The sequence below is a fragment of the Rhodococcus sp. IEGM 1302 genome (genome assembly GCF_030056935.1).
In the GTDB taxonomy this organism is placed as follows: Bacteria; Actinomycetota; Actinomycetes; order Mycobacteriales; family Mycobacteriaceae; genus Rhodococcus_F; species Rhodococcus_F qingshengii.
Genome location: NZ_JASHKY010000005.1, coordinates 248,755 through 274,825, shown reverse-complemented (window position 1 = coordinate 274,825; position 26,071 = coordinate 248,755). Strand labels below are relative to the sequence as shown.

General features: G+C 63.5%; 21 protein-coding genes. 13 read left to right on the top strand and 8 right to left on the bottom strand.

The features are described from left to right. Both QM609_RS12160 and QM609_RS12155 read left to right on the top strand, forming a co-directional pair. A complete protein-coding gene (locus tag QM609_RS12160) occupies positions 1–1,053 on the top strand; it encodes a beta-keto acid cleavage family enzyme (protein ID WP_010596804.1) in 1,053 nt (350 codons plus the stop codon). Between the two features lie 139 nt (positions 1,054–1,192). Beyond that, positions 1,193–2,551 carry an MFS transporter gene (locus QM609_RS12155; protein WP_010596803.1) on the top strand — a complete coding sequence of 453 codons (1,359 nt, stop codon included), beginning with the start codon at positions 1,193–1,195 and terminating at the stop codon, positions 2,549–2,551. A gap of 231 nt (positions 2,552–2,782) precedes the next feature. Here QM609_RS12155 and QM609_RS12150 read toward each other — a convergent pair whose 3' ends face one another. Beyond that, positions 2,783–3,655 carry an alpha/beta hydrolase gene (locus QM609_RS12150; RefSeq protein ID WP_076948576.1) on the bottom strand — a complete coding sequence of 291 codons (873 nt, stop codon included), beginning with the start codon at positions 3,653–3,655 and terminating at the stop codon, positions 2,783–2,785. Further along, positions 3,652–4,878 carry a metal-dependent hydrolase family protein gene (locus QM609_RS12145; protein ID WP_228232440.1) on the bottom strand — a complete coding sequence of 409 codons (1,227 nt, stop codon included), beginning with the start codon at positions 4,876–4,878 and terminating at the stop codon, positions 3,652–3,654. The genes QM609_RS12150 and QM609_RS12145 overlap by 4 nt, the downstream gene beginning before the upstream one ends. Positions 4,879–4,976: 98 nt before the next feature. Between QM609_RS12145 and QM609_RS12140 the strand changes: the two genes are divergently transcribed. Beyond that, complete coding sequence (locus tag QM609_RS12140) at positions 4,977–5,540, top strand: TetR/AcrR family transcriptional regulator (RefSeq protein WP_007734140.1); 564 nt, start codon at positions 4,977–4,979, stop codon at positions 5,538–5,540. A gap of 250 nt (positions 5,541–5,790) precedes the next feature. Further along, complete coding sequence (locus tag QM609_RS12135; RefSeq protein ID WP_050656836.1) at positions 5,791–6,159, top strand: cupin domain-containing protein; 369 nt, start codon at positions 5,791–5,793, stop codon at positions 6,157–6,159. Positions 6,160–6,185: 26 nt separating this feature from the next. Here the strand turns inward: QM609_RS12135 and recD are convergent, their stop codons facing one another. From recD to recC, 3 genes are read right to left on the bottom strand one after another with little or no spacing between them, the layout of a single operon-like run. Continuing rightward, positions 6,186–8,054, bottom strand: a complete 1,869-nt coding sequence (recD, locus tag QM609_RS12130) for an exodeoxyribonuclease V subunit alpha (protein ID WP_050656835.1) — start codon at positions 8,052–8,054, stop codon at positions 6,186–6,188. Further along, a complete protein-coding gene (locus QM609_RS12125) occupies positions 8,051–11,368 on the bottom strand; it encodes a UvrD-helicase domain-containing protein (protein WP_050656834.1) in 3,318 nt (1,105 codons plus the stop codon). The genes recD and QM609_RS12125 overlap by 4 nt, the downstream gene beginning before the upstream one ends. 3 nt (positions 11,369–11,371) lie before the next feature. Then, a complete protein-coding gene (recC, locus tag QM609_RS12120; RefSeq protein ID WP_050656833.1) occupies positions 11,372–14,653 on the bottom strand; it encodes an exodeoxyribonuclease V subunit gamma in 3,282 nt (1,093 codons plus the stop codon). Between the two features lie 97 nt (positions 14,654–14,750). On the opposite strand from recC, the gene QM609_RS12115 reads away from it, so the two are divergent. The 4 genes from QM609_RS12115 (at position 14,751) to QM609_RS12100 (ending at position 18,366) form a co-directional block, all read left to right on the top strand. Further along, on the top strand, positions 14,751–15,584 hold the full coding sequence (locus QM609_RS12115; RefSeq protein WP_003945415.1) for an ABC transporter ATP-binding protein: 834 nt from the start codon (positions 14,751–14,753) through the stop codon (positions 15,582–15,584). Beyond that, the gene (locus tag QM609_RS12110; RefSeq protein ID WP_042449422.1) at positions 15,581–16,411 is read left to right on the top strand and encodes an ABC transporter permease; all 831 of its coding nucleotides are present in this window, start codon (positions 15,581–15,583) and stop codon (positions 16,409–16,411) included. The genes QM609_RS12115 and QM609_RS12110 overlap by 4 nt, the downstream gene beginning before the upstream one ends. Further along, on the top strand, positions 16,408–17,205 hold the full coding sequence (locus QM609_RS12105) for an ABC transporter permease (protein WP_003945590.1): 798 nt from the start codon (positions 16,408–16,410) through the stop codon (positions 17,203–17,205). The genes QM609_RS12110 and QM609_RS12105 overlap by 4 nt, the downstream gene beginning before the upstream one ends. 78 nt (positions 17,206–17,283) lie before the next feature. Then, the gene (locus QM609_RS12100) at positions 17,284–18,366 is read left to right on the top strand and encodes an ABC transporter substrate-binding protein (RefSeq protein ID WP_031332841.1); all 1,083 of its coding nucleotides are present in this window, start codon (positions 17,284–17,286) and stop codon (positions 18,364–18,366) included. Positions 18,367–18,376: 10 nt separating this feature from the next. Here QM609_RS12100 and QM609_RS12095 read toward each other — a convergent pair whose 3' ends face one another. Further along, complete coding sequence (locus QM609_RS12095; protein ID WP_050655894.1) at positions 18,377–18,976, bottom strand: TetR/AcrR family transcriptional regulator; 600 nt, start codon at positions 18,974–18,976, stop codon at positions 18,377–18,379. 118 nt (positions 18,977–19,094) lie between these two features. Between QM609_RS12095 and QM609_RS12090 the strand changes: the two genes are divergently transcribed. After that, on the top strand, positions 19,095–20,039 hold the full coding sequence (locus QM609_RS12090) for an alpha/beta hydrolase family protein (protein ID WP_050655888.1): 945 nt from the start codon (positions 19,095–19,097) through the stop codon (positions 20,037–20,039). A gap of 17 nt (positions 20,040–20,056) precedes the next feature. Here the strand turns inward: QM609_RS12090 and QM609_RS12085 are convergent, their stop codons facing one another. Beyond that, complete coding sequence (locus tag QM609_RS12085; RefSeq protein ID WP_050655893.1) at positions 20,057–20,413, bottom strand: hypothetical protein; 357 nt, start codon at positions 20,411–20,413, stop codon at positions 20,057–20,059. Between the two features lie 125 nt (positions 20,414–20,538). Here QM609_RS12085 and QM609_RS12080 point away from each other — a divergent pair, with 125 nt between their 5' ends. Next, positions 20,539–20,973, top strand: a complete 435-nt coding sequence (locus tag QM609_RS12080) for a cupin domain-containing protein (RefSeq protein ID WP_050655887.1) — start codon at positions 20,539–20,541, stop codon at positions 20,971–20,973. Here the strand turns inward: QM609_RS12080 and QM609_RS12075 are convergent. Next, positions 20,962–22,167: a cytochrome P450 gene (locus tag QM609_RS12075; protein WP_007734124.1), complete on the bottom strand. Its 1,206-nt coding sequence runs from the start codon at positions 22,165–22,167 to the stop codon at positions 20,962–20,964. The genes QM609_RS12080 and QM609_RS12075 overlap by 12 nt on opposite strands. 139 nt (positions 22,168–22,306) lie before the next feature. Here QM609_RS12075 and QM609_RS12070 point away from each other — a divergent pair, with 139 nt between their 5' ends. The 3 genes from QM609_RS12070 to QM609_RS12060 all read left to right on the top strand — a co-directional run bounded on the left by QM609_RS12070 (position 22,307) and on the right by QM609_RS12060 (position 26,045). Then, entirely contained in the window at positions 22,307–23,167 is an 861-nt protein-coding gene (locus QM609_RS12070) for an SDR family oxidoreductase (protein ID WP_076948575.1), read from the top strand. After that, a complete protein-coding gene (locus QM609_RS12065; RefSeq protein ID WP_042920495.1) occupies positions 23,164–23,892 on the top strand; it encodes an acetoacetate decarboxylase family protein in 729 nt (242 codons plus the stop codon). The genes QM609_RS12070 and QM609_RS12065 overlap by 4 nt, the downstream gene beginning before the upstream one ends. A gap of 95 nt (positions 23,893–23,987) precedes the next feature. Further along, on the top strand, positions 23,988–26,045 hold the full coding sequence (locus QM609_RS12060) for a neutral/alkaline ceramidase (protein ID WP_050655885.1): 2,058 nt from the start codon (positions 23,988–23,990) through the stop codon (positions 26,043–26,045). The last annotated feature ends 26 nt before the right edge of the window (positions 26,046–26,071 follow it).

Sequence of the window (26,071 nt, the reverse complement as noted above, 5' to 3'; positions counted from 1 at the left end):
ATGCACTTCCACGACGACGCCCTGTTCCCCGAGAACCAGGAGAAGCTGGTCATCACCGTCGCCCCCTACGGCCCCGAGTGGGACATCGACGACTTCGCCGAGGATCTGCCACTGACCATGGACGAGCACGTGCAGAAGGCGGTGGACTGCTACGACGCCGGAGCCACCGTGCTGCACATCCACGTCCGTGAACTGGACGGCAAGGGCTCCAAGCGGCTCTCGAAGTTCAACGAACTGCTGGCACGGCTGCGCGAGGCGGTGCCCGAGATGATCCTGCAGGTCGGCGGCTCGATCTCGTTCGCCCCCGAAGGCGAGGGCGCGGACGCGAAGTGGCTCTCCGACGACGCCCGCCACATGCTCGCCGAACTCGACCCCAAGCCCGACCAGGTCACCATCGCGATCAACACAAACCAGATGAACATCGTCGAGCTGATGACCGCCGACGACATCGCCGGCACCTCCTTCGAGCGCCCCGAGGTGTACGAGGCCTACCGCGAGATGACCGTCCCGGCCGGGCCGGGCTGGGTCGAGGAGCACCTGCGCCGGCTGCAGGCCAACGGCATCCAGCCGCACTTCCAGCTCGCCGACATCGCCCAGCTCGAAACCGTCGAGCGGTTGATCCGCCGCGGCGTCTACACCGGCCCGCTGATGGTGACCTGGGTCGGTATCGGCGGCGGTTTCGACGGCCCCAATCCGTACAACATGATGGAGTTCGTCCGCCGCACCCCCGACGGCGCGGTGCTCACCCTGGAAACCCTGATGCGCAGCGTGCTGCCGGTCAACACCATGGCCATCGCAATGGGTCTGCACGCCCGCTGCGGCACCGAGGACACCCTGTGGGGCCGCAAGGGCGAGAAGATGACTTCCGTCGCCCAGGTCGAACAGCTCGTCCGCATCGCGAACGAACTCGGTCGTGAGGTCGCCACCGGCAAGGAGGCCCGCGAGATCTACCGCCTCGACGAGCACTACACCGACGCCGACGAGACCCTCGCCAGGATCGGCTTTGCGCCCAACCGCCGCCCCGGTCAGCGCGGCTTCACCCAGCACGCCTGACGCGGTATCCGCGTGACCGGTGGGCGCGACACCACAACCCGGTGCCGCGCCCCCGGATACGCGAAACCCCCTCCCAGCCAACGTCATCGGTTCCACCTCGGCCGTCGAGCTCGTCCCCTCACCCAGATTCAGGAAGATCATGTCGTCTGTCACCACCACCGCGCCGGAGCGGCCCGCGGCCGTTTCGGCGCCGTCGCGCCGCAGCGGGCGATCCCGGTTCTACCCGTGGCTCGTGTTCGCGCTCACCTTCGGACTGCTGCTGTCGGACTACATGTCCCGGCAGGTCCTCAGCGCGGTGTTCCCGTTCCTGAAAGCCGAATGGGCGCTCTCGGATTCGCATCTCGCATCGCTGAACAGCGTGGTCGCGTTGATGGTGGGGTTGCTCACCCTGCCGCTGTCGATGCTCGCCGACCGGTGGGGCCGGGTGCGCAGCCTCGTCGTGATGGCCGCGTTGTGGAGCGTGGCGACCCTGCTGTGCGCGGTGGCGGGCTCCTACGAGCAGATGCTCGGCGCCCGGTTCCTGGTCGGGGTCGGTGAGGCCGCCTACGGCAGCGTCGGTATCGCAGTCGTGCTCAGCGTGTTCGCCCCGCGGCTGCGAGCCTCGCTCTCGGGTGCATTCATGGCCGGCGGTTCGTTCGGGTCGGTGATCGGCGTCGCATTCGGCGGGGTCATCGCCGTACAGCTGTCCTGGCGCTGGTCCTTCGCGTCGATGGCGGTCTTCGGGCTGGTCCTGGTCGCACTGTTCTGGGCGCTGGTCAGTGAACGCAAGCTCGCCCGCCACGCCGTCGACGACGACGACGCGAACACCACCCACATCGCTGCGCCCGGCACGGCTGCACGTGCCCCGATCTCGAGCCTGTTCACCAACCCCGCGGTGCTGTGCGCCTACATCGGCGGCGGGCTGCAGATGTTCACCGCCGCCGCGCTGATGGCGTGGCTGCCCAGCTTCTTCGGCCGCTCCTACGGGCTGGCCGCGGACAAGGCCGCCGCGATGGCCGCGGTCTTCGTGCTGCTCATCGGCGCCGGCATGATCGTGTGCGGCATCGTCGCCGACCGGGCCGCCCGCATCGACCCGGCCCGCAAGTGGACGGTCGCGATCGCGATCAGCCTCGCCGCCGGAGTACTGCTCATCGTCGGGTTCCAGCTGCCGGTCGGCACCGCGCAGCTGGTGCTGGTCGGACTGGGCGCGTTCTTCTCCGCCGGCTCCACCGGCGCGGTCACCGCGATGGTCGCCAACCTGACCCACCCCACCGTGCGGGCCTCGGCGTTCGGCACCACCACCCTGGCCAACAGCCTGCTCGGGCTGGCTGCGGGCCCGTTCGTGGTCGGCATCCTCGCGGACAAGATCAGCCTCGCCAATGCGCTGCAGCTCGCGCCGCTCGTCTACCTGGGGGCCGTCGTGGCGCTGCTGGTCGGCAAGCGCGTCTACCCCGCCGGCGTCCGCAAGCTCGCCACCGTGTCCGCCGCCTCCACGCAACGGACCGGAACCGAGCAGTGAACTCTCCCGAACCCGAGGCAGGCTACGGCCACCGGCCCGCCGCGGAGGATGCCGTCCGCGAGCTCGCCGAGGCTCCGCAGCTCCCACCGGTCCCCGTCGCGGGCTGACCCCGGACCGTGGGGGGGGGCCCCCCCGGTGGGGCACCCCCACCCCCCACTTCTCCTTCAACGGCGTCTACGGAAAATCGCCCGTCGAACGTGTCAGCGTGCACATCGTCGCCGGGACGAACAGCTACCGTGCATGGCATTTTTTCAAGTAGCTCAGGAACGATGCCTGCAGCCCGGTTACGTGCGTCTCGTGCAACAACGCGGTCGAAACATCCTGCGACCGTCCCTTGCCATGCAACTGCTCCACGACGGCGAGAACGTTGCGTGACAGTCCGCGATAGATCGGAATGGGTCCAGTCAGTTCGGCTTCGTTCAGCGTGACGTGCAGCTGCGGAACAACTGAGCCCGCGCCACGCTCGGGCAGTGCCTCGACCAGTGTGTGGATCTGGCTGTCGGCGTTCACAACTCCGGGACTACCCGCACCGAAGGTCGCGAATGGGGGCGCGTCGCGCAGCCATGCGTAGAGGGCGAAAAGGCCTCCGTACGAGTACCCGAAGAGTCCGTGCCCGGACTCGCTGACACGTAGCTCCGACGAGTACAGGCGAGGGTGGAGTTCGTTGGTCAGGAAGTCGAGGAAGACGTCCCCGTGGGTGTCTGCCAGCTCCTCGAGGTAGGCGTCCACGTACGCCTGGGTCATTGCACCCGAGTCGCGAGCAGCGGCGAGAGTAGCCATCATTTCTTCGCCTACCGGTTCCCCAGGCGGCACGAGATCGCGGTTGCGGAGCCGTGCCCAGTTGGCAGCTTCCTCACCGGCATATCCGACGCTGACCTGGATGTACGGGGCGACCGTCAGGTACGGGTCTGCCTGCGTGACGATGAGCGGGGCGGTAAGACCTACAGCCCAGTTGCCGTCCATCACGTAGATCAGCGGTAAGGGATCCATGGAGTCCGCGTAGCCGGGGGGTGTGGTCACCCAGACGCCGTAGCTGTGTCCCGACTTCGCCGTGATTTCGAAGTACTCCGTGTCTGCAAAGCATCCGTGCAGCATTGCGCTCATCGAACGTCTCCCTTGACGATATTTCCGGACTTCACGACGAGAACAGCCATGTCCGGATCGGCGAACACCTTTGCGTCTCGGAGTGGGTCTTGCTGCCAGGCAACCATGTCCGCCTGCATACCGACGCGGATCGTCCCGACGCTTTCCCCGATACCGAGAATGTCGGCATTGACGCTGGTGGCCGAAACGAGTGCATGCATCGGCGACTCCAACTCCGCGCGCAAGTGCAACTCCTCACCTCGGTGCTTTTGGTGCGGCCCGATGAGGTCCGAGCCCAGGCCGATCCTCAGGCCTGCTGCGCGAGAGGCCTCGAGCGCTCTGGCCATGCGTTGACGCACTCCGGCTGCACGCTCTCGTATTGCCGGGTCCAGGTCCATGCTCTCGGTGTCCGCCAACTGCTCGACCACGGCGAAGGTAGGGACCAGAGCCACGTCATGCTCGCGCATCAGCTGGGCCGTCTCCGCATCGATGTCGGTGCCGTGTTCCACGCACCGGACACCGGCTCGCACCGCGTTGCGAATGCCCGCATTGTTGTGCGCGTGCACCGTGACGTAGGTGCCGCGCGACGCTGCTTCTTCCACTGCCACGGAGATTTCCTCGACGGTGAACTGTGTGTCGGTGAGGCTGTCATGGCCTCCGACGACACCGCCGGTGACGCACAGTTTCAGAAATGTTGCACCTCGGCGGAACGACTCGCGCACATTGCGTCGTAGCTCGTCGGCATTACCCGACATCAAGGACAAGGCGCAGAGCCCGGGAATGTGGTGCATGTTCCACAGCTCGGTCGGCTCCCACGCGGCCCCGTAGTAGCCGTGTCCACCGGTCTGGCACTGCACAGGACCGCACGAGAGGACACGCGGACCACGCACCTTGCCGCTCGCGATAACGTCGACGACTCCGCCGTCGATGCCACCGACGTCTCGCACCGTGGTGAAGCCCGCGTCGAGGGCATCGCCCGCAGTGGCGAAGATGCCCGCAGCCAGTTCGGCTGCCGAGAGCTCAAACCCGAATTGCCTTCGGATCGGACTCGAAATACCCAGGTGCACATGAGCATCGATCAGCCCCGGAGTCAGAAGCATGCCGTCCAAGTCAACTGTCGTCGAACCCGACGGCGCCTGTCCGATCGCGGTGACAATGCCGCCACTCACGCACACGTCGACTTCGACCGGGTCGGTGCCCGATCCATCCGCGACCATGCCGCCGGCAAACCATACGTCAGTCAAAGGGACCTCCCGAGCATTGGAAACCACTCTCCTAAACACTGGTGAATTCGATATGCGGTACCGTACTCAACAGTGGTGAACCCGTCAATGGAGGTAGCGTGAGATCGCCGGTTGGGGAGGGTCGAGAGCGACTGTTACAGGCGCTGTTCGACGAGTTCGGTGAAACCGGCCCAAGCCCGAAGCTGTCGATGCGCCAAGTAGCGGAGCGACTCGGAGTGCACCACACGCTGCTGACCTATCACTTCGGATCACGACCGGGACTCCTCAGCGCCGTACTGTCGGAAGCTCGCCGCCGTGACAACCTCGTCATCGCCGCGATGGGCAAGGATCTCGGGTTCGCGGCCCTGTGCAGGGCGATCTGGACCTTCTACTCGAACGCCGAGCACGAAGATCGAAGCCGCACCTTTTTTCACCTGGCCGGACTTGCGGTGTACGAGCACAAAGCATTTCAAGATTTCGCCGCCGACCTCGACGATTTGGCGCACCTCCTCGAAGCGGCGGCCCTCCGCGAAGGGTTCACAATGGTGGACGCAAAGCAGCAGAGCATCATCGCAACCGCATGTCTGCGAGGACTGTTGCTACAGAGGTTGCTCACCCCCGACGCCGAGGTCGACGCGGCCGCCGAGCGCTTCATCACCTCGTTGACAGCGTCCACCACGTAAACCCCTCATACACAACCGATCACCCCCGTTCGAGATCACCGGCGCGGGGGCGTTTTCCCTGGGCTCGGGCATGTTTCGGCGTGAGACGGGTCTCTGAACCCCGGTTGAATGATGGTCGATCACCCTTTCGACATCTGTACGAGCGAAACGCCGAAAGATGCGACAAGTGAATGTATCCCGGCTCAGCAGACACACGACATCATCGACAAGTCCGATGATTCACATGAGTTTCGAAAGTCAGGATTGAATTGTGACCATTACCTTCCGTGCCGCAGAGTTGAACAGCGCAAGTGGGATCTTCCAGCAAGCACTGCTCGGCCAACCCAGTGCAGAGCCACTCGGCGGAGACATCATCACTCGTGCAGATGTCGAGTTCACCAGTGACGACGGCCGCATTCAATCCGGAGTCTGGGAGAGCGAACCGGGAAAGTCGCGGTGGGAGTTCCTCACCCGCGGCGAGATCATCACCATCGTCTCCGGCGCCATGACCGTGGAGGAGGACGACGGCGATCCCGTACATCTCGTTGCCGGAACGAGTGCAATCTTCCCAACCGGATGGAAGGGTACGTGGACGGTCACCGAGACCGTACGCAAGGTGTTCGTCGTATACAACGAATGACCAAGAGAATCCGCAACATCCGACTTTCACGGCCCGTCGTACGGACGGATCTCCCGACGCAGCCCACTTGCCCTGAGTACCTGTCGCTGCACTCCCGCCCTCACGGAATCCTCGGTGCCGATTACTCTCACATGGTTTCTGGCGCGAGTGATCGCCGTGTACAACAACTCCCGAGTCAGCAGTGACGACGCCTCGGCCGGCAACATCACCGATACGGTGTCGTACTGGCTGCCCTGGCTCCGGTGAATCGTCATCGCGTAAACCGTCTGCACCGACGAGAGTTGGCTCGGGTGAATCAGAAACGCATCACTGCCCCGCTGGAATGCGGCAATAGGCACGCCATCCTCACGCTGCACGATCACCCCGGCATCCCCGTTGTAGATCTTCGCCTCGTAGTCGTTGGCCGTCACCAACAGGGGTTGGCCCGGATACCACCTCGTCGGGTCCAGGAATTGCCCTGATGCCGTGCCGACCCACTCCATCGCCTGCTGCGCCCACCTCCCGACACCGTACGGTCCGTCACGGTGGGCGCACAGAAGGCGGTGCGATTCCAAGCCTTTCAGCGCGCCGATCGCATCACTCACCTCGGCCGACGCCGTCACCACCTCTGAACTCGCAACGATGTCGGCGCGCAATGCGTCAACATCCTCGGGCGAATGGAAGGAGACGGCTGGATCACCGCTGCGCAGGATACGCAGAACCTCAGCGGAATCTCCCGCTCGAACTGCCCTGGCCAACGACGCGATGGTTCCGTCGAAGCGGCGCCCGCGTGAGAGTTGAATGATCCCGCCCCGCAGACGATCCTGTTCATCCGCACTCAATGCCTCTTCGGAACCAGTGGCCGTGAGATCGTCACCCACCAACTGTGTCAGCGTCGGATTTCCACTGACCTTTACCGGGCGGGCGACAAGATCAGCAAGAACAGCGCCCGCGTCGACTGAGGTCAACTGATCGGGATCGCCGACGAGCAGTAGCCGGGCATCGGGGCGAACGGCTTCGAGCAGGCGCGCCATCAACGTGAGGGAGACCATCGACGTCTCGTCGACGACGACCACATCGTAGGGAAGTCTGTTGGTCGCATTGTATTTGAAACGACTCGAACTCCCCCGCTGCCAACCGAGTAGGCGGTGCAGGGTCATGGCCGCGAGTTCTTCGGGAAGGCCAAGGCTCGCGGTCTGCTCACGTACGGACTCCTGCAGCCGCGCTGCGGCTTTACCCGTCGGTGCGGCCAGACCGATGCGAGCATTCGAACCCAATTCCTCCGACAGGAGAGCGAGAATACGTGCGACCGTATGGGTTTTGCCGGTTCCGGGCCCACCGGCGATGACGGTGGTCCACTGTGTCGCGGCGAGAGCAGCTGCTATCCGTTGACGATCCGGCGCGATGGTCGGCCCGTTCTCGTCGACGAACAGCGAATCCAGCCGCGTTCGGACCGCTTTCAGGTCGGCGGGCGGCCACGTGGACGCCCGCTCGTCGAGCACTCGCCGAATCGTCTGCTCCTGCAGAAAATATCGATCGAGGTAGAGGAGTTCACCGTCGTCCGTGTCGACCAACCGGAGCGGTCTGAGAGGTCCGGCGTTTCCGCCGATCACCAGAGGGCTCAGCCGAAGGGCGGCAACGATCTCCGACGGTTCGGGCCACGGCAACGACGTGAGTTCCTCCTCCGTCGCATTGTCGACGCTCACATCACGCATCCGTTGCAGATCGAGGCACACCGAACCTGAGCGCACAGCGCGGACCGCCAACGCTGCGGCCAGCATCACCTCGTCCGACGTTTCACCGCCCAGGCTGCACACTCTCGTCGCGACATGAACATCGGCGGCAACCAGAACCCCGGCTTCGTTGAAGATTCGCACGATCCCTTTGGCGCGCTGCGCCAATTGCGCCTCGGTCATCGAATCTTCTCCCCTACTGTGTGGGACGCATCAAGACCGGCCAGCAGATCCGATAGTTCAACCGTCAGCTGAGCAGGCGGTTTCCATTCGAAGACACCGCATTCCGGCGGGCTGTCCGGGCCGAGCATCCCACGCACGAATTGATACTGCACGCCCCCGAGATGACGGTGCGGATCGTAGTCGGGCAGGCGCCACCGCAGATACCGATGCAGTGCAACCGAATACAGCAGTGCCTGCAGCGGATAGTGCGAGCGCATCATCTCCGTCGCCATGAGTTCACGCGTGTAGCTGGCAGCCGTCAGATCGCCGCGACCGATCCGGTTGGTCTTGTAATCGACGATCACGAACGACGGGCCCGGGATCCGCAAGACTGCGTCGATACTGCCCGTCAGGAATCCGCGCATCGGTGACGTCTCGACACGGTCCAGATAGTCGGCGTACGACGCCAGAATGTCGTCGGAGGAAAGGTGGCGCCTCAACAGTTCCGATACTCCGCGGAGTGTGACACTCATCGACACCGGATCGTCGCCACCGGCCAGTGGGAGTTCGAAATCGAGTTCGGGAAGACGATCTTTCGGCGCGATCGTGGCCAAGGTTCCGAATCCCAAGGGAGTCTGCATCACCAGATACAGCGCATCCGCGAGTGCTTCGGAGTCGACCTCGGCCGCCCGTACCGAGACCGCCTCGGCGCAACGCATCCCGAGTTCCGCTCTCAGATCTGCCACAGCCGTGTCCACCACCTCGAGCACCTCATGCACCAGCGTGCCGAATGCGGCGCCCGCGGGAAGTCCGTTCATGGGTGAAGGGAACGCCTCCAGGGGCGAGGGGGTAATGCTCTCGAGGTCTACGGAATCCTCTGGCTCGTCGTCTTTTTCGGGATCCTCGACCTCACTGCCCGTGGTCGTGACCGCGTGGTGCGCTCCGGCGGTGAGTGCCGAGTACGACGTACGACGCCACAGAGTGTCCAGGTCTCGATCGAAACGCGCCGCGGCCAGTTCGGTCACGTCCGCAGCCGCTCTGGACCAGTGGACGGGCGAGGGCGGATGGGGACCAACAGGTTCCACCGAGATCACGTCGGACGCTGCTGCCGGCCAGGTTGCGAGCCGTGCTGCGGTTGTACCGTCGTCGAGCACCTTCACTACCCGAGCAGGTTCGGCGATGCCGGGTGTACGTCCGAGCATCAACCGGTGCAGCGGCGAGCGGGAGGTCCCGTAGCTGGGTGCCCACCAGAGCACGAGTTGGCACTGCGCCCGGGTCAGCGCCACGTACAGCAGCCGCAGTTCTTCGCCCGCTTCTTCGGCCTCCGCAACAGTCTTTCTGGCGTTGTACCCCGGGCCTTCCTGCCCGCCGACGTCGAGGATGCGGCGTCCCTCCGGGTCGTGCAACAGCTGCGTCGGCGAGTTGAAGCCGCCAACGCTCTCCCAACTGAACGGGACGTAGACGATCGGGAACTCGAGCCCTTTGGTGGCATGCACCGTAGCGATTTGCACTGCGGCAGCGTCACTGTCGAGGCGACGGCTTCTGTCGGTCGCGCTCCCGGACGTCGGATCCTTGATCCGGTCGGAAAGCCAGCGAACCAGTGCGCTCAACCCGAACGCTTCCTCGGTCGCGACGCGACCGAGGAGTTGTGCGACGTGCCGCAGATCGGTGAAATCTCGTTCGCCGGACGGGGCCGCGAGTACACGCTTCTCCAGATTTGTTTCGGCAGAGATTCTTTCGAACACAGCCGCAAACCCGACGCGTGCGAACAGCCCGGAATAGGAGCGCAGTTGACCGGCAAGTTCCGCGACGATGTTGTCGCCATCCTTGTCCAGTTCTTGGGCGGTGCGCCCGAAAATTGGTGAGAGGGCCGTCAACCGGACACGATCGGAGCGATGGGGCTGCTCGATCGCCTGCAACAGCCACAGCCACTGGGTCGCACTGGGTGTCGCGAAAACACTGGACCCTCCGGTCAAAACGGAAGGTACACCGACGGCATCGAGAGCATCGCGGATCATCGCCACGTGCTTGTGGGTGCGCACCAACACCGCGACGTCTCCCGGTTCGACCGGGCGTGGAACACCGTCGACTGCCAAGCGGGCATCGCCGCCCAGGAGCGCGACCACGTCTGCTGCGACGTCGTCCGCGACGCGACTGCGAAGTCTGCCTACGGCTGGAAATCCCGAACGATTGAGCGGTCCGGCTCCGGTACGGGGCAGATGGCGTACACGCATCGGCACCGGGCCGAACAACCGAGACTTTTTGTGCGAAGCCTCCACCGGATGCGCGACGATGCCTTCGTTGCCGAGTGCGGCACCACCGTAGAGGTGTTCGAGTGCCGCCAACAACCCTGGGTCGCTACGCCAATTGGTGGTCAACTCCTGGTGCGCATCCGCCTGATCGACCGCATCGAGATAACTCAGAACTTCTGCCCCGCGGAACGCATAGATGGCTTGTTTGGGATCACCGACCAGGACCAGGGTGGTGTGACCGTGGAAGGCCAAACGCAGAATGTCCCACTGCAACGGATCGGTGTCCTGGAACTCGTCGATCAACACGACCTTGAACTTCTCGCGCACCCGACGACACGCGACGGGACCGTATTCCGGATCGGTCAATACGCCGTGCAACAGCGTCAGCAGATCGTTGAAGTCGCGAATTCCTTTGGTCCGCTTACGTCGTTCGACCTCGACACGAGCAGCAGCCGCGAAGAGAACGCGCTGACCGGGTGCGGTCTCCTCCTCGCCGTCGGGTTCGAGAATTGCCTGACCATCGCCGACTGCACTTCGGGCGATGGCCAGCGCGTCCTTCGTGGAGAACGGTGGAGACGAGTCCGTCCGGCTGTAGCGGCTGAGGTACAAATCCGAGACGACCTCACTGATCAGGTCGTCGACCGACTCCACAAAAGTTGTGTCCGGTTCGCGTTCCCCGGCGATGCCGAGTCCGTCGAGCATCCTCTGACAGAAACTGTGGGTGGTCGTGATGGTGCCGGCGTCGAACTCCGCGAGAGCGCGCAGGAGTCGACGACGCCGCACGCCGATCTCCTCGTCGTCAGCTGTGGCGAGGTACGCCACCAGATCATCATCCGACCGCCTCGCCTCCTCCGGGTCGACCAGAGCGGCGGACACTCCCGCGAACCTCTCCCTGGCACGCTCACGAAGTTCCTGAGTGGCGGCCCGGCTGAATGTCACCAGCAGAACTTGCGAAATGTCGGCGAGACCTTCGGCAACACAACGGGTCGCGAGTCCGACGATCGCGTAGGTCTTGCCAGTTCCGGCGCTCGCTTCCAACACCGTGGTGCCGGTAGGCAGTGGCCCCAATAGATCGAAGTCCACGGGTTACTCCGCTCTTTCGTTGGTCAGCAACGGATCCCACAGTCGTCGGGCGAGAACTCCGAATCGAGTCGGTTCCTCGGCCCAGACGAATTCGTCGTCCGACGGCGGATCCGCAGCCAACTCCGCCAGTGTTCGAGCTTCTCCGAAAACGTAAGCGTTGCTTGGATCGATCATCTCGCCGTACTGCCCGGTCCACTGGGTGTCCGCACCGTTTGTCGCATCGTCGACCGACTCGCCACCAAAGCGTCGGCGCGCATATTCGGCTGAAGTAGCGGCCCACATCGGCAACGGACGCTGCAGCCCCCGCTCGCGTAGGTCCACCAGTTGCTGCAGGATCTCGACCGCATTGCCTGGCGCATCGAGCACCGACCGTGCCGCTGCGATCTTTCCCCGACCCCGTCCGATCGAGACTGCATCGAGCGCACCGGGTCGTCCGTGCGCTTTCAAGGCGAGCAGGTTTATCCAGGCCGTCATCCGATGTTTAGGCGCCAGTGAGGAATACGACGCTCCCACCACTGAATTGCCGTGCACACCGGTTACCGTTCCGGTGAGACGACGCCCGTCACCGAGGTCGATGTCGACGTCGACGGCCTCGGAGTCGCCCTCGAGGTGTGGCAATGCAAGACCGGCAAGTTGGTCTACCACCCACTCGACGTTGCCCAGAACCGTTGCGCCCAGGTTGTAGGGCGGCAAAGTACCGCGGCGCCACTCGGCTGCACGGAAATCCGCCGAGCTGCGTCCAGCCAAGCGCGAGAGAAGCATTCGGTCACCCAGAGCCCAGGTGGACAGTGGATCGAGCTCGGTTGCCAGCGAATCCGCGATGTCGTCGTCGAGTTCCGGTACCCGGACGCCGAGGCGTTGGCGCAGAAAACCACGCGCGGGATGTACCAGGAAGTTCACCAAGTCGGCGAGGTTCACTTCCTTCGGATGCACCTCGGGTAGCTCGGCCGACAAGACTGTCGGCAATTCGACCGGTGTTCCGGAGGCAGCCCTCGCACCGGCCAGCGCTGCCGTGTCGAAGCTGAACGGCTTGTTCGGCGCGAAGTTTCGATTGTCGAACGATTGCAACGGATGCCGTGTCAGCACTCCGTTGATCGCTTCCGGACCCACCGTCGCACTGAGTACGTCGAGAAGGCCACTCAGGGGGATCGCCGGTGGTCTGACGACACCGGTGACCGGATCGGCACCGGTATACAACAGAATCAGATGTTCGCCCGCAGACATCACGGCATCGAGAAGCAGTTGCCGGTCTTCACTGCGCAGATCACGCTCCCCCACAACGGGATCACGGGACAAGATGTCGTCGCCGTCGACTCCACCGGTTCGAGGGAACACCTCGTCGTCGAGTCCGATCAGCACGACCACGCGATGCGGTACCGAACGCATCGGAACCATCGTGCACACCGTCAGTTCGCCGGTTCGGAAGTTGGCACGCGTCGGTCTGCCCGCGAGGCTGCGCGAGAGCATCGCGCGAACATCGGCCAGACGTAACACCGTCTCTCCGCCGAATTCGACAGCAGCTACCAGTTCGCGGTGGGCCCCCTCGCTCTGCCAGGAATCTGCGGGCGCTGTGTCGGTCAGCAGATCCAGGGCCCGCATCAGCACACGAAGCCATTCGGCCGGTGAATGTGGGCCGGCAAGATCGCGAAGCGAGACGGCCAGGCGATCGACGAACTCTGCGAAACGTCCAGTCAGGTCGATGTCTGTGCCGTCCACGTCATCGAGTGGTAGCGCGAGATCCAACCAGGCATTTTCCGATTCGTCCGCGCTGACCCCCAACAAGATTCGGTCCATGGCGGTGTTGAAGGTGTTCTGCGGAAATGCGTCGAGGCCGAACGTGGCACGCTGCCGACTACCGATTCCCCAGCGAGCACCCGCTTCCGTCGTCCATTCCCGCAGTCTTTCCAACTCGTCGTCGCCCCACGAAAAACGTGTGCGGACAGGGTCGGTCGCGGCCAGGTCGAGAACCTCACTGGCTGTGGCCCGGCCGTCGGCCAATTCGAGAAGAGAGCCGAGAACGGCCAGGACAGGATTGGTCTGACGTAATCCGCGGTCTGCCAGCCTTACTCGAAGGAGATGCCCCGGGTGGCCATGGACGCCTTGCCCGAATGCAGCACGAACCAAAGGTGCGTACGTTTCGACGTCCGGGCACATCACGAGTACGTCGCGCGGCTGCAATGTCGGGTCGTCCTCGAACAATCGGAGCAGACATTCGCGGAGCACCTCGACCTGCCGTGCCGGCCCGTGGCAAGCGTGGACCTGAACTGTCCCATCCGGTTCCGCTGCAACGCTGGGAGCACGATCTGCGATGACATCGGCCTTGACCGTCGCCAGGAGGGATTTCGGGCCGGCTGGTTCGGGAAGATGCACCGACTCGAACTCGGCGGCACCGAGGCTGATCTGAAGTTCACGAACGTCGCGAGCAAGACTCGACAGCAACGGATTGGCGGATATCAGCGCTGACCCGTCTTCCGAACGTCGGATCGTGCTCTCGCTTCGAGGCTGCATGCGCGAGCTCATCTTGGTCCACAGCGCGGGGCTGGGATGCGGGAGCCAGACGTGGACGTCCCGATTCGCACTGAGTGCGCTCAAGATCATTCGCTGATCGACCGGCAGCCGTGTCGGCCCGAAGACCGACAAGCGTTCCGGTAGGTCGACCAAGGCCGGGTCCTCGACCAGCGCGCGGCTCACTTGCCCCAGTCGCTCTGCGGGCCCCGGAACCTCGATCTTGTCCGCGACGATGCACCACAGACGTGCCTGCCATTCGAAATCCTCCGACAGCGCCAATCCGTGTCCGTCGGTCAACCGCCCGGCGGCCCAGTCGATCAGCATCTGCGGGCGTTGCGCGGCATAACTGCGGAAGAGGTCGGTGACATGTGTGGCGGAGGCAAACCGTCGACCTTCACGATGGCCTTCGAGATGTTTCGCCAGGACTCCGCACCAGGGCTCGCCGAGGGACTCGTCGATCACATCGAGAACCGTCCACACCAATCGCGTCGGCGACCATGGGTCGTCGTCAGCCGTGATTCCACTGACCGCGGCCACGGACTCCGCGACCAGGCGCGCGGGTGAAGGAAACGCGATGTTCGCAGAAATTCCGTCCACTGCTGACGGTCCGGACGTGCCTAGCTGGGAGGACAGCCGCTGATTGAGCCAACGCTCGACGCCCTTGGCCGGCACCGCAACAGTTTCCCGGGCGAATGGATCCGACAGCGGGGTACGGAGGAGCGTGGCCAACGCCGAGACCAAGGTGTCCGAACGCTCGGCCCGGTACAACTTCAGCAATCTTCGCTCCCCTCACTCCGTCCAGAGGTCCATCTCACCACGGCGCTATGACAGGAGACGCTGAACCAGCCTCACGCAGCGGTGACGCGTAGGCAACATGACCGCAACCGGACGTTCGTACTGTGCGGGAATGACCAGTCCCGTCACCACACCTCGCCCCGCTGGAACCGGTCTCGACATCTCCGGCCTCGGCAAGACCTTCGAGATGGGTCGTCGGTCGGTGACCGCGCTGACCGACGTGTCCCTTCAAACCAGCGAAGGCTCTTTCCTGTCTCTGCTCGGGCCGTCCGGATGCGGGAAGTCCACCGTTCTCCGCATCCTTGCGGGCCTTGATAGTCCGACGTCGGGAACGGCCCTTGTCAACGGACAGTCGCCGGCCGAGTTACGCAAGCGCCGCGAACTCGGAATCGCCTTCCAGGATTCGGCTTTGCTGCCGTGGCGAACAGTGGCCTCCAACATCAAACTGCCCCTTCAGGTTGCCGGCATCGATCCCGACCCCGACCTGATCGCCGACCTGATCGCTCTCGTCGGCCTCGAAGGATTCGAGAAGGCCAAGCCCGCTCAATTATCCGGCGGTATGCGTCAGCGTGTGTCGATCGCGCGATCGCTCGTGGTCAAGCCGAGTGTCCTGCTACTCGACGAACCCTTCGGCGCGCTGGACGACATGACCCGTCAACGGCTCAACATCGAATTGCTCAGGATCTGGACCGAGAAACCCGCGACCACGTTGATGGTGACTCACGGAATCGCCGAAGCCGTGTTCCTCTCCGACGTCGTCGCCGTCATGACGCCGCGGCCCGGACGCGTCCTCGAAGTCGTGCCGATCGACCTGCCGCGCCCGCGTACACCCGAGATGATGCGTACACCCGAGTTCCACGAGATCCACGACTACCTCTCCGGACTGCTCTTCGGAAAAGCAGGCGTCGCATGACAATTACCGATATCGAGAACGTCGCGACCGCGGCGGCGCAGCCATCTGTGCCCCGCCGGATCCGATTGAAGCGTCCGACGTGGTTCGGTGGTGCAGTCGGCATCTGCGGACTGATCACTCTCTGGTGGATTCTGGCGGCGGCCGGTGTTGCGGGAGGCACGATTCCGACGCCGTGGGTGGTTGTCTCGACGATGTTCGACGACGGTTGGTCGCTGTACGGACCCAATTTCACCGTCACGGCTTCCGGTGCGCTGCAGGGCTTCCTCTGGGGAAACCTGCTGGCGATCACGCTTGCCGTGCTTGTCGTTCTCATTCCGCCCATCGAGGGATTGGCCACACAACTGGCGATCCTGAGCTACTGCACACCGCTGTTGGCGCTTGGCCCAATCATCCTGGTCGTCTTCGGCGGCCGGACCCCCACAATCTTTCTCGCCGCAATGTACTGCTTCTTCACCACGATGGTCGGCACACTCGCCGGCCTGAGATCGGCCGACAAGACGAGCCTCGATCTCGTCGCCGCCTACGGCGGTGGGCGTTGGCAGAAGTTCACCAAAGTTCAACTTGTGAGCGCACTTCCGAGCACCTTTGCTGCCCTCAAGATTGCTGCACCTTCGGCCGTACTGGGTGCAATTCTCGGTGAGTATCTCGGCGGGGTGGACAGCGGGATCGGCGTCGCACTAACGGCCGCTCAGACGTCGTACAACGTCCCGCGAACGTGGGGAATGGCTATCGCCGCCGCCTTGCTCGCCGGTCTGGGGTACGCCGTAGTCGCAGCGATCGCCCGGCTCGTCACGCCGTGGACCAGCGCTCCGGGAGCACAGAAATGACCGCGGTACGAGGAACATTGAGATTCCTCGCCCCGATTGCCATCGCCTCGGCGCTGTTGCTTGTCATCTGGGTGGTCTTCCTCAACGCCTTCCCCCAGGTCGGCCCGCGTGTGGGAAAGACGCCGGCCGACGTCTGGGAGTACCTGTTCTCCGGCCCAAAATCCGCCGACGCTCGTTCGGGCATCATCGACAACCTGTTCATCACTCTGCGCGACGCCGGTGTCGGCTTTGCCGTCGGAATGACTGCCGCGCTCGTGGTGGCATCGATCTTCGTCGTTTCCCGCACTGTCGAACAGACTTTCATGCCCGTTGCAATGCTTCTACGATCTGTTCCTCTCGTTGCGATGACCCCGATCATCGTCCTGATATTCGGCCGCGGAATCGTGGGTGTGACAGTCATGGTTGCGATAGTGGTGTTCTTCCCAGCCCTCGTCATGATCATGGTCGGTCTACGTGCCGCTCCGGCTCAGGCACAAGACCTCATCGCTGCCTACGGCGGGAGTCGTTGGACCGCATTGCGAATGGTGTCCGTGCCGTCCGCACTTCCGGCTGTGTTCGCCGCTGCACGAGTATCCGTACCCGGCGCCTTGATCGGAGCACTGATCGGCGAATGGCTCGGTAGCGGCCAAGGCTTGGGTTCGAGCATGATCAAAGCCATTCCGCGCTACCAGTACAACGAATTGTGGGCATCTATCGTGGTGATCACCGTGGTGTCGATCGTCCTCTACGCCGTGGTCGGGATCTTCGAAAGCATCGCTCTGTCTCGTTTCGGTCCTTCGGCGGGCAAGTCGTGACATCTGTTAACACGACCTCAACAAACTCTCTCTCCCAAGCAAACTGAACGAAACCGACTGGCCCTAGTGTTCCGATTCATGACGCCATTCAAGCCCGTCCGCCAGCTGGACCGCAGGGCCTTCTTCCGCTACTCCGCGCTGACCGGCATCGCAGTCGCCGGTAGTGCGTCATTGCTCGCGTGTAGCAGTGACTCCAGCAGTTCGAGTGGCGGAACCACGGACGACGGTTCCGAATTCGGAACAGTTGCAGTGCAGTTGTCCTGGATCAAGAACATCGAGTTCGCCGGTGAGTACTTCGCTCTCGACAAGGGGTACTACAAGGATGCCGGGTTCGGGAATGTAGACCTGGTGGCAGGCGGCGCAGCCGGCACCGGCGTCGAAGCCGGCCTGGACACCGGCAAGGTGTGGATCGGAATGTCCGCACCGCAGCTCACAGCCCCCGCCGTACTCGACGGACTGGAGGCAAAGATCGTCGGTGCGACATTCCAGAAGAACCCGTTTGCGATTGTCAGTTCCGCTGCGGCACCGATCAACTCACCACAGGACATGATCGGCAAGAAGATCGGCGTCCAGGATTCCAATCAGCTCGTCTTCGGAGCTCTCCTGGCAGCAAACGGCCTGACCGAAAGCCAGATGACGATCGTGCCCGCGCAGTTCGATCCGAGCCCCTTGGCGAACGGCGAGGTGGACGGCTGGGTCTCCTACGTGACCAACGAGCCGATCACACTGGCCGCCAAAGGTTTCCCCAACGCCCACTTCCTCTTCGCGGACTACAACCTGCCGTTGGTCGCCGAATCGTTCACGGTTCTCCAGTCCACCATCGACAACGAGAGGGACAAACTCAAGGCATTCCTGAAGGCCGAGATCCAAGGATGGAAGGATGCGGTCGCCGATCCGGCAGAGTCGGCACGGCTTGCCGTCGAGGTCTACGGCAAGGACCAGAACCTCGAACTCGAAGAGCAGATCAAGGAAGCCACCGCACAGAACGATCTGGTGGTGTCGGCAGATACCAAAGCCAACGGGTTGTTCACGATGACACCACAACTGATCGAACAGAACATCGCGGCACTGTCGAAAGCTGGGCTGGAGATTACGGCGGAGCAACTGTTCGACATGTCGATCCTCGAAGAGGTGTACGCCGAGAATCCGGAGCTGATCTGACTGCCGAGCGTCAGCGAACCTCTCGCGCGAGTACGCCCGAGATGAAAAGCTGTACAAGGACCTCGGCCTTGTACCGGCCATCGGACCCAGCACCGATACAAAGGTTTCCGATGCCTTTGAGCACGTTGTACGCATCGACCCGCGAAGCAGTGCCAACGGACTCGAGCGCTGCCGCGAGGAGGGAGTCACATACCGGGACGAGGCGGTCGACGAAGTAGGTATGCAGAGCGTCGGACCCGGCGCTGTCTCCTTGCAGTGCACCGGCAAGCCCATGCTTGGTTACCAGGAACTCCACGAACAAAGCCACCCATGCCCGCAAAGCCGCCTCGGGCGTTGCACTCTCCGCGAGCATCTGTGGGCCCGCGTCCGCACACGCCTCGACTTGGTGTCGGTATACGGCTACCACCAACTCGGGACGCGTCGGGAAGTGGCGGTAGATCGTCCCCATGCCGACGCCGGCCTTCGCCGCAATCTCCCGCACCGGAGCGTCGACTCCGGACTCCACGAACACTGCTGCCGCCGCGTCGAGCAGCGCCTGCTCGCTTCGACGTGGGCGACCGACTTGCTTGGGAGACGCGACGCGCGACTGCTCGTCCTGGGCATCAGCCATGTGCACTCCTCGCTGACTCACATCATATGTTTGCATTACGGAACAACGCTCCGTAATGTTGCGGAGCGACGCTCCGATAAACAGTATCGCAGGGTGCAGCCTCAGCAAGGAACTTGCCATGACCTCATCAATGATCGACACTCTGAACGGCATCATCGGCGCCGGCACCCCGGTCGTCTCCGTTTCCCCCGTCGAGTTGTTCGCCCCCGATCGACCTGTCCCGCTGGAAGTACGTGTGTCTGCTCCGGCAGCAGGCACGAACCTCCCCGTTGTGGTGTTCTCCCACGGCAACGGCTGGAACCTCGATGGATACTCGCCACTCACGGCATTCTGGGCATCCCACGGATTCGTGGTGATCCAGCCGACACATCTGGACTCGCGCCGGAACGGTTTCGGGTTCGACCACCCGGTTTTCCCGACGATCTGGACTGAGAGGATCGCGGATCTCACACGCATCCTTGATCAGCTCGACACCATCGAATTTGCCGTGCCCGGGCTTGCCGGCCGCATCGACCGCAGTCGAGTTGCCGCCACTGGTCACTCCTGGGGCGGGCAAACCGCTCAGTCGCTCCTCGGAGCAAGGATCTTCGACGAGGCCGGCCAGGTCGGCCAGGACATGTCCGACAGTCGCGTCACCGCGGGAATCCTGTTCGCGGCAACCGGTCTCGGCGGCGAGAACCTGCATCCGTTCGCGCAGGCGAACTTCCCGTTCATGCGCCCCTCGTTCCAGGAACTGACGACGCCGACACTCGTCGTCGCGGGCGACCACGACCGGTCCAAGATGTCCAGCCGCGGACCTGACTGGTTCACCGACGCCTACACGCACAGCCCCGGAGCCACCGACCTCCTGACCTTCTACGGTGCCGAGCACGCACTCGGCGGAATCGTCGGATACGAAGTCGCCGAGACCACTGACGAGAACCCAGAGCGGGTCGCCGCCATCCAACGGATGAGTACTGCCTACCTTCGGACCACGTTGCGCATCGATGAGACCAGCTGGCCAGCGGCCCGGGCCGCATTCAGCGACAACGCCGACCCGATCGGCCGAGTCGACACCAAGTAATGCGGCAGTGATCCGACTTATTGGCCGAAGTTGAACCTGAGATTCGCATTGATCAAGGTGTTGAGCCGCTTTCGCATTCTGACAACCTCCGCCTCGGGCGGTATCGGATCGTCCAAGAAAAGCGTCCAACGCAGCATCGTGCTGTTTCCGACCGCCTCGATGTCGAATCGGATGACGGCGTCGGGTCGGTCCGGCCAGATCGACGACCAGATCACCAGCTCCGGTTCTTCAGCCCTGACGATCTCCGGTGCGATCTCGCTCTCGAGAAGTTCCAGCCAGTGCCGGGCGGGCTGGCGGTACGGATCGATCAATGCCTCGAACATGAAGCGCGCAGGCGGCGGCTGGCTCCGGCGCCTCGTCGCGACTTGCAGCATGGCACGAGCGTAACCGCCTCTCAAGGGCATACCTCTGCCTTCGCAGTGCTGGATCCACGAAAACTGGGATAAACCGGGCATCGACGGAGGACACTCAGGAGCACATCCGTCTGGGAGGGCCGCTCATGCGTAAACGCCATCAGGTTCTGTTTGCAGTGTCCGCAGCGATCGGACTGTCGCTGACGCCGATCAATGCGTCGGCAACACCGAGCACGGGAGTACACGGAGAAATCCTCGGGCAGGTGACTTTCGACGGCAAGGACTACATCCTGCGCCAGATCACCATCGACCCCGGCGGTTCCACCGGTTGGCACTTCCACGACGGGACGCTCTACGCGCTGATCGCGCAGGGCACGTTGAGCCACTACCGATCCGATTGCTCCGTCGACGGGATCTACAGCGCCGGAAATACTTTGATCGAACCGAGCGGTTCAGATCATGTGCACATCGGAAACAACTCGCAGACAACACCATTGGTGCTCGAGGTCGTCTACGTCAATCCGGCGGGCAGCCCCCTCTCCGAAGATGCTGCGCCTCCTAACTGCCAACTACCCGGCTGACGGGGCAGAAGAGTTAAACCGCACCGGCATCGATTCGAGCCCGGACACGAAGTTGGCCGCACGCCGCTGCAACGGCGCGTCGGTGGCAAGTTCCATGTCCGGCAGCCTGGCGAAGAGTTGCTCGAACATGATCCGTCCCTCCAACCTGGCCAGCTGATTGCCCAGACAGAAATGAGTTCCGAAGCCGAAGGCCACGTGCGGATTCGGTGTGCGGCCGACATCGAACCGTTCGGCGTTCAGGAACACGGACTCGTCGAAATTTGCCGATTCGAAGAGCAGCAGCATCTTCTCACCTGCCTTCAGCTGCGCGCCGAAGAAATCGGTGTCACGGGTCAGGGTTCGAGCCATGTTCTTGATCGGCGAGGACCACCGCAGCATCTCCTCCATTGCCAAGGGAATGGCATCGGGATCGTCGACTAGCTCCCGGCGCTGGTCCGGATGGCGCAGTAGCTGTTCCATGCCGCCGCTGAGCACGTGCCGTGTGGTCTCGTCACCGCCGATCAGGATCAGCAGGGATTCGTTGACGATTTCCTGATCGGAGAGGGCTTCGCCGTCGACCGCACTGTGAATCAACGTGCTCACCAAATCGTCGGCCGGGTCGCTCCTCCGCTCGGCGATGGTTCGCATCATGTACGCGGTGAAATCGACGTACGCAACCATCATGGCCTGCAGTTGATCCTGGGAAGCGTTGCTTCCCAATGCCTTCACCAGATCGTCCGACCACCGCAGAAACAACGCGCGTTCCTCCGGACGGACACCCAACATGTCGCCGATGACGGCCATCGGCAGCGGTGCCGCCAGGTCTGCGACGAAGTCGGCTTCTCCTTTCTCACAGACGGCGTCGATCAGTTGATCGCAGATCTCCCGGATACGGCCGGCCTTGGCTTCGACCTTCTTACGTGTGAAACCCGCATTGACCAAGCGTCGACGTGTGAGGTGCTGCGGGTCGTCCATGTCGATCATCTGCGGCAATGGACCGGTTTCGGGGCGGATGCCACCGGCGTTGGAGAACAGTTCGGGATCCCGCTCGGCTGCGACGACGGCGTCGTAACTCGCGGCCGCGGTGATTCCGTTAGCGTCGTCTCGGTACACGGGCTCGTGATCACGCATCCAGGCGTATGCGTCGCGCACATTCCCGAGGTCTCCGCTGTAGAAGCGTCCGTCGATCAAATCGAAGGTCGGTCTGGTAGCCATCACTCCACCTCTCGCACAACCCTTGCCTCAATAAGTAGAACCTGTTCCTATATAGCGTGGGGCGTTTTCACCGAAGCCGGACCGGAAAACCTCCAGAAGCAGCACGCGAGCCCGCCGGAGCAACGACCAGGAGACACGCATGGACGACGACACCGCCTCAGCGGGCATACCCACTTTCACCGGCACATCGATACTGGTGACCGGCGGCGGTAGTGGCATCGGCCTGGGCATCGCTCGTTCGCTCGTTGCGTCCGGCGCTCGCGTCACGATCTGCGGACGCAACAAGGAGAAACTCGATGCTGCCGCCGAATCGATCCGGCACGCGACTGCCGCAGGATCGGTCAGCGTCTCCCCCGCCGACGTCACGATCGAGACAGACGTCGTCGCCGCTGTCGCCGCGGCGGTGTCCGTCACCGGAAAGCTCGACGGAGTCGTGGCCTGCGCCGGCGGGAACGAAACCATCGCACCGGTCACGCAACTCGACGTCGACGCCTGGCGCCACACCGTCGACCTCAACGTCACGGGGACCATGCTGACGATCAAGCACGGCGCGCGGGCACTAGTGGCAGGAGGCGGTGGATCCATCGTCGCGATCTCGTCGATCGCCAGCAGCAACACACATCGCTGGTTCGGCGCGTACGGCGTCTCGAAGTCCGGCGTCGACCACCTGGTGCAATTGGCGGCAGACGAACTGGGCGCCAGCAACATTCGTGTCAATGCGATCCGGCCGGGTCTGACCCGAACGGATCTGGTCGCGCTCATCACCGACGGTGGCCCCATCCTGGACGACTACCTGGCCAACACGCCGCTCGAACGCGTCGGCGAGGTCGAGGACGTCGCCGGACTCGCTTCTTTCCTCCTCGGACCGCAATCCACCTGGATCACCGGGCAGATCATCAACGTCGACGGAGGCCAAATGCTGCGCCGCGGACCGGATTTCCGCTCGATGCTCGAACCCGTCTACGGCTCCGACGGACTCCGTGGGGTGGTAGCGCCATGAGCTACACGATTCTGGGCAAGAGGGTCGAGATGCCCGTCGAAGTTCGCACCGCGTCGGCCTTCATGGCGTTGTACTCGGTACCGAGCACAACCGCGCAGTCGATCATCGACTACACCGGCTTGACCGTGCTCCAGTACCGCCCCGGCCGGGCGCTGTGCGGCCTGGTTTTTGTCGACTACATCGACGGGGATCTGGGTCCGTACAACGAATTCGGAGTGACGTACATGGTGCGCAGCCACACTGCGCCTCCCGAAACCTCGGTGCTGGGAGATCTACGTTCGCTCGCTGCCGGAACTGCAGGGGCACTCATTCACGAGTTGCCGGTGGACGGAGAGTTCACCAAGGCCGCCGGCCGGGAAATCTGGGGATTCCCGAAGGTGCTCGCCGAGTTCGACACCGAGCACGTCGGCTCGGTCAAGCGCGGATCCGTCTCGCGCGACGGCAAACTCATCACACAGTTGAGTGTGAAATCCGGCGTCAGCGTGCCTGGCGGCGGAGCCAACATGTCGTTGGCCGCGTACTCACATCTCGACGGCGCCACCAGGTGCACGTCGTGGGACATGGCACCGACCGGCGTCAAATCTCGCCCTGGTGGAGCCGAGGTTCAACTGGGCAGTCACCCGATGGCGGCGGAGCTTCGGAAACTGGGACTCCCCCGCCGGGCCCTGATGACCACGACCATCAAGAACCTGGCGATGACGTTCGGGGAGGCCACAACAATCTGAGTGTCGGCCGACGGCACCCCTTTCGGTCACGTGTGACTCGGGCTACACTCCTGGACGGTTGACCAACTCGCGTCAGACCGCCCGAAAGGACACTCGTGCAGATCACCCGACGCACCGTACTGGCAGGCGCTGCCGCCGCACCTGCGCTCGCCGCTCTGTCGACGAACCAGGCCGTCGCAGCTTCGCCGGCACGCACCGTTTCACCCGCACGCACCGACAAGTCGTCGGCGTCACTGCAGGTGGGCGTCGGAATTTCTGACGTGACCGGACCGGTCGCCGAAGTCGGCATGATGGGCTACTCGAGCTTCGATCAACGCGCCGAAGGCCTGCACCAGCGAATGCGCGCACGCGCCTTCATCTTCGAGTCCGGCGGGTCGCGGGTCGCCTACGTGTGCGTCGACAACTGCATGATCTTCCAGTCCGTTCACGACGAGGTCCTGCGCCGACTGGCCGGGAGGTTCGGTGACATCTACACCGAACGCAACGTCATGTTGACGGCCATCCATTCACACGCGGCATGTGGTGGGGCCTCGCACAACTACGCGTACAACCTCGCAGTTCTCGGCTTCGAACTGCAGGTGTTCGAAGCCGAGGTCAACGGCATGGTCGAGGCGATCAGCGCTGCGCACGAGAACCTGGCGCCAGGCACGGTCCGTTTCGGGCGGTCCGATCTCACCGACGCCAGCGTCAACCGATCGCGAGTGGCGTTCGACCTCAACCCCGAAGAGGACAAGGCCTACTACCCCGGTGGCAACGACCACCACATGCGTGTCATGCGGATCAGTCGGGGCAGCAAGGACATCGGAGCGATCAACTGGTTCGCCACCCACTGCGCCTCGCTCACGAACGAGAACCATCTCATCTCCGGGGACAACAAGGGCGCCGCGGCGTACTTCTGGGAGCACGACGACCAGGGCGTGCGCTACCTCGACGGCGACACCAGCTTCATTGCTGCGTTTCCGCAGACCAACAGCGGCGACATGTCACCGAACCTCTTCCTCGAGCCCGGACGCGGACCGACCGAAGACGAATTCGAGAACGCACGCATCATCGGGCTGCGCCAGGTAGCGGCAGCTCGAACTGCCTTCGACGCGGCGTCCGACACCGTCACCGGTGGCGTCGACAGTCGGATCATGTACCTGGACATGGCAAATCAGGTGGTGAGCGGAAGATTCACCCCCGACGGACGCGAGCACCGCACCGCTCCGGCCGCGATCGGCGCGGCAATGAGCGCCGGAAGCGTCGAGGACGGACCGGCAATCCCGATCTTCCCCGAGGGCACCCGAAACCCCATGATCGACGCCCTGGGCGGTATGGATGCTCCTGTGCCTCAATGGCTTCAGGATGCACAGGCGCCCAAACTCGTAGTCGTTCCGGTCGGCCTGCTGCCACCGGGAGGATGGGTGCCGAACGTACTCAAGATCCAGATCCTGCGGATCGGTCAGTTCTACATCGTCGGTGGCCCTGCGGAATTCACCATCGTCTCCGGATTACGAGTGCGTCGAACCGTCGCCGAGGAGCTTGGGGTTCCCCTCGAGAACGTCATCTTCCAGGGATACGCGAACTCGTACTCGAGCTACTGCACCACACCACAGGAATACGATTCGCAGCAGTACGAGGGCGGTTCGACGATGTTCGGTCGTTACACACTGCCGGCCTATCAGCAGGGGTATGCCGCCCTTGCAGCCGCGATGCGCGACGGCACCGAACCTCCTCGCGGCCCCGCTCCGGCAGACCTGTCCGGGTTCCAACCCAGCTTCGGACCTGGCGTCGACTTCGACGAGCCCTTGCCGGGAACACAATTCGGCGACGCAACCGTCCAACCCGGCGACACCTCACCGGGTGGGCAGGTTGCCGTCGAGTTCGTCACCGGCCACCCCAAGAACGACACTCACCGAAACGGGACCTTCTACGAGATCCAGCGCAATACCGGCGGATCCTGGACACGGGTCGCCGACGACAACGACTGGCCCACCAAACTGCACTGGCGCCGGGTCGGGAGCAACGGTTCCGTCGTGCGCATCACGTGGGATGTTCCGGCCGATACTCCGGCGGGTACGTATCGAGTCCAACACTTCGGTGCGTCGAAGGCTCGGGGTAGCGGCGCGATTTCGCCGTTCTCCGGGGTGACCGCCGAATTCCGCCTCACCTGACCCGCGTGAACGTATCGCTCCCCTTG

Excerpts from the sequence above, each read along its gene's own strand:
- QM609_RS12100 (WP_031332841.1), top strand. The coding sequence starts at position 17,284 with ATGACGCCATTCAAGCCCGTCCGCCAGCTGGACCGCAGGGCCTTCTTC.
- QM609_RS12095 (WP_050655894.1), bottom strand. The coding sequence starts at position 18,976 with ATGGCTGATGCCCAGGACGAGCAGTCGCGCGTCGCGTCTCCCAAGCAA.
- QM609_RS12150 (WP_076948576.1), bottom strand. The coding sequence starts at position 3,655 with ATGAGCGCAATGCTGCACGGATGCTTTGCAGACACGGAGTACTTCGAA.
- QM609_RS12085 (WP_050655893.1), bottom strand. The coding sequence starts at position 20,413 with ATGCTGCAAGTCGCGACGAGGCGCCGGAGCCAGCCGCCGCCTGCGCGC.
- QM609_RS12105 (WP_003945590.1), top strand. The coding sequence starts at position 16,408 with ATGACCGCGGTACGAGGAACATTGAGATTCCTCGCCCCGATTGCCATC.
- QM609_RS12065 (WP_042920495.1), top strand. The coding sequence starts at position 23,164 with ATGAGCTACACGATTCTGGGCAAGAGGGTCGAGATGCCCGTCGAAGTT.
- QM609_RS12070 (WP_076948575.1), top strand. The coding sequence starts at position 22,307 with ATGGACGACGACACCGCCTCAGCGGGCATACCCACTTTCACCGGCACA.
- QM609_RS12075 (WP_007734124.1), bottom strand. The coding sequence starts at position 22,167 with ATGGCTACCAGACCGACCTTCGATTTGATCGACGGACGCTTCTACAGC.
- recD (WP_050656835.1), bottom strand. The coding sequence starts at position 8,054 with ATGACCGAGGCGCAATTGGCGCAGCGCGCCAAAGGGATCGTGCGAATC.
- QM609_RS12080 (WP_050655887.1), top strand. The coding sequence starts at position 20,539 with ATGCGTAAACGCCATCAGGTTCTGTTTGCAGTGTCCGCAGCGATCGGA.
- QM609_RS12110 (WP_042449422.1), top strand. The coding sequence starts at position 15,581 with ATGACAATTACCGATATCGAGAACGTCGCGACCGCGGCGGCGCAGCCA.
- QM609_RS12160 (WP_010596804.1), top strand. The coding sequence starts at position 1 with ATGCACTTCCACGACGACGCCCTGTTCCCCGAGAACCAGGAGAAGCTG.
- QM609_RS12090 (WP_050655888.1), top strand. The coding sequence starts at position 19,095 with ATGACCTCATCAATGATCGACACTCTGAACGGCATCATCGGCGCCGGC.
- QM609_RS12155 (WP_010596803.1), top strand. The coding sequence starts at position 1,193 with ATGTCGTCTGTCACCACCACCGCGCCGGAGCGGCCCGCGGCCGTTTCG.
- QM609_RS12115 (WP_003945415.1), top strand. The coding sequence starts at position 14,751 with ATGACCGCAACCGGACGTTCGTACTGTGCGGGAATGACCAGTCCCGTC.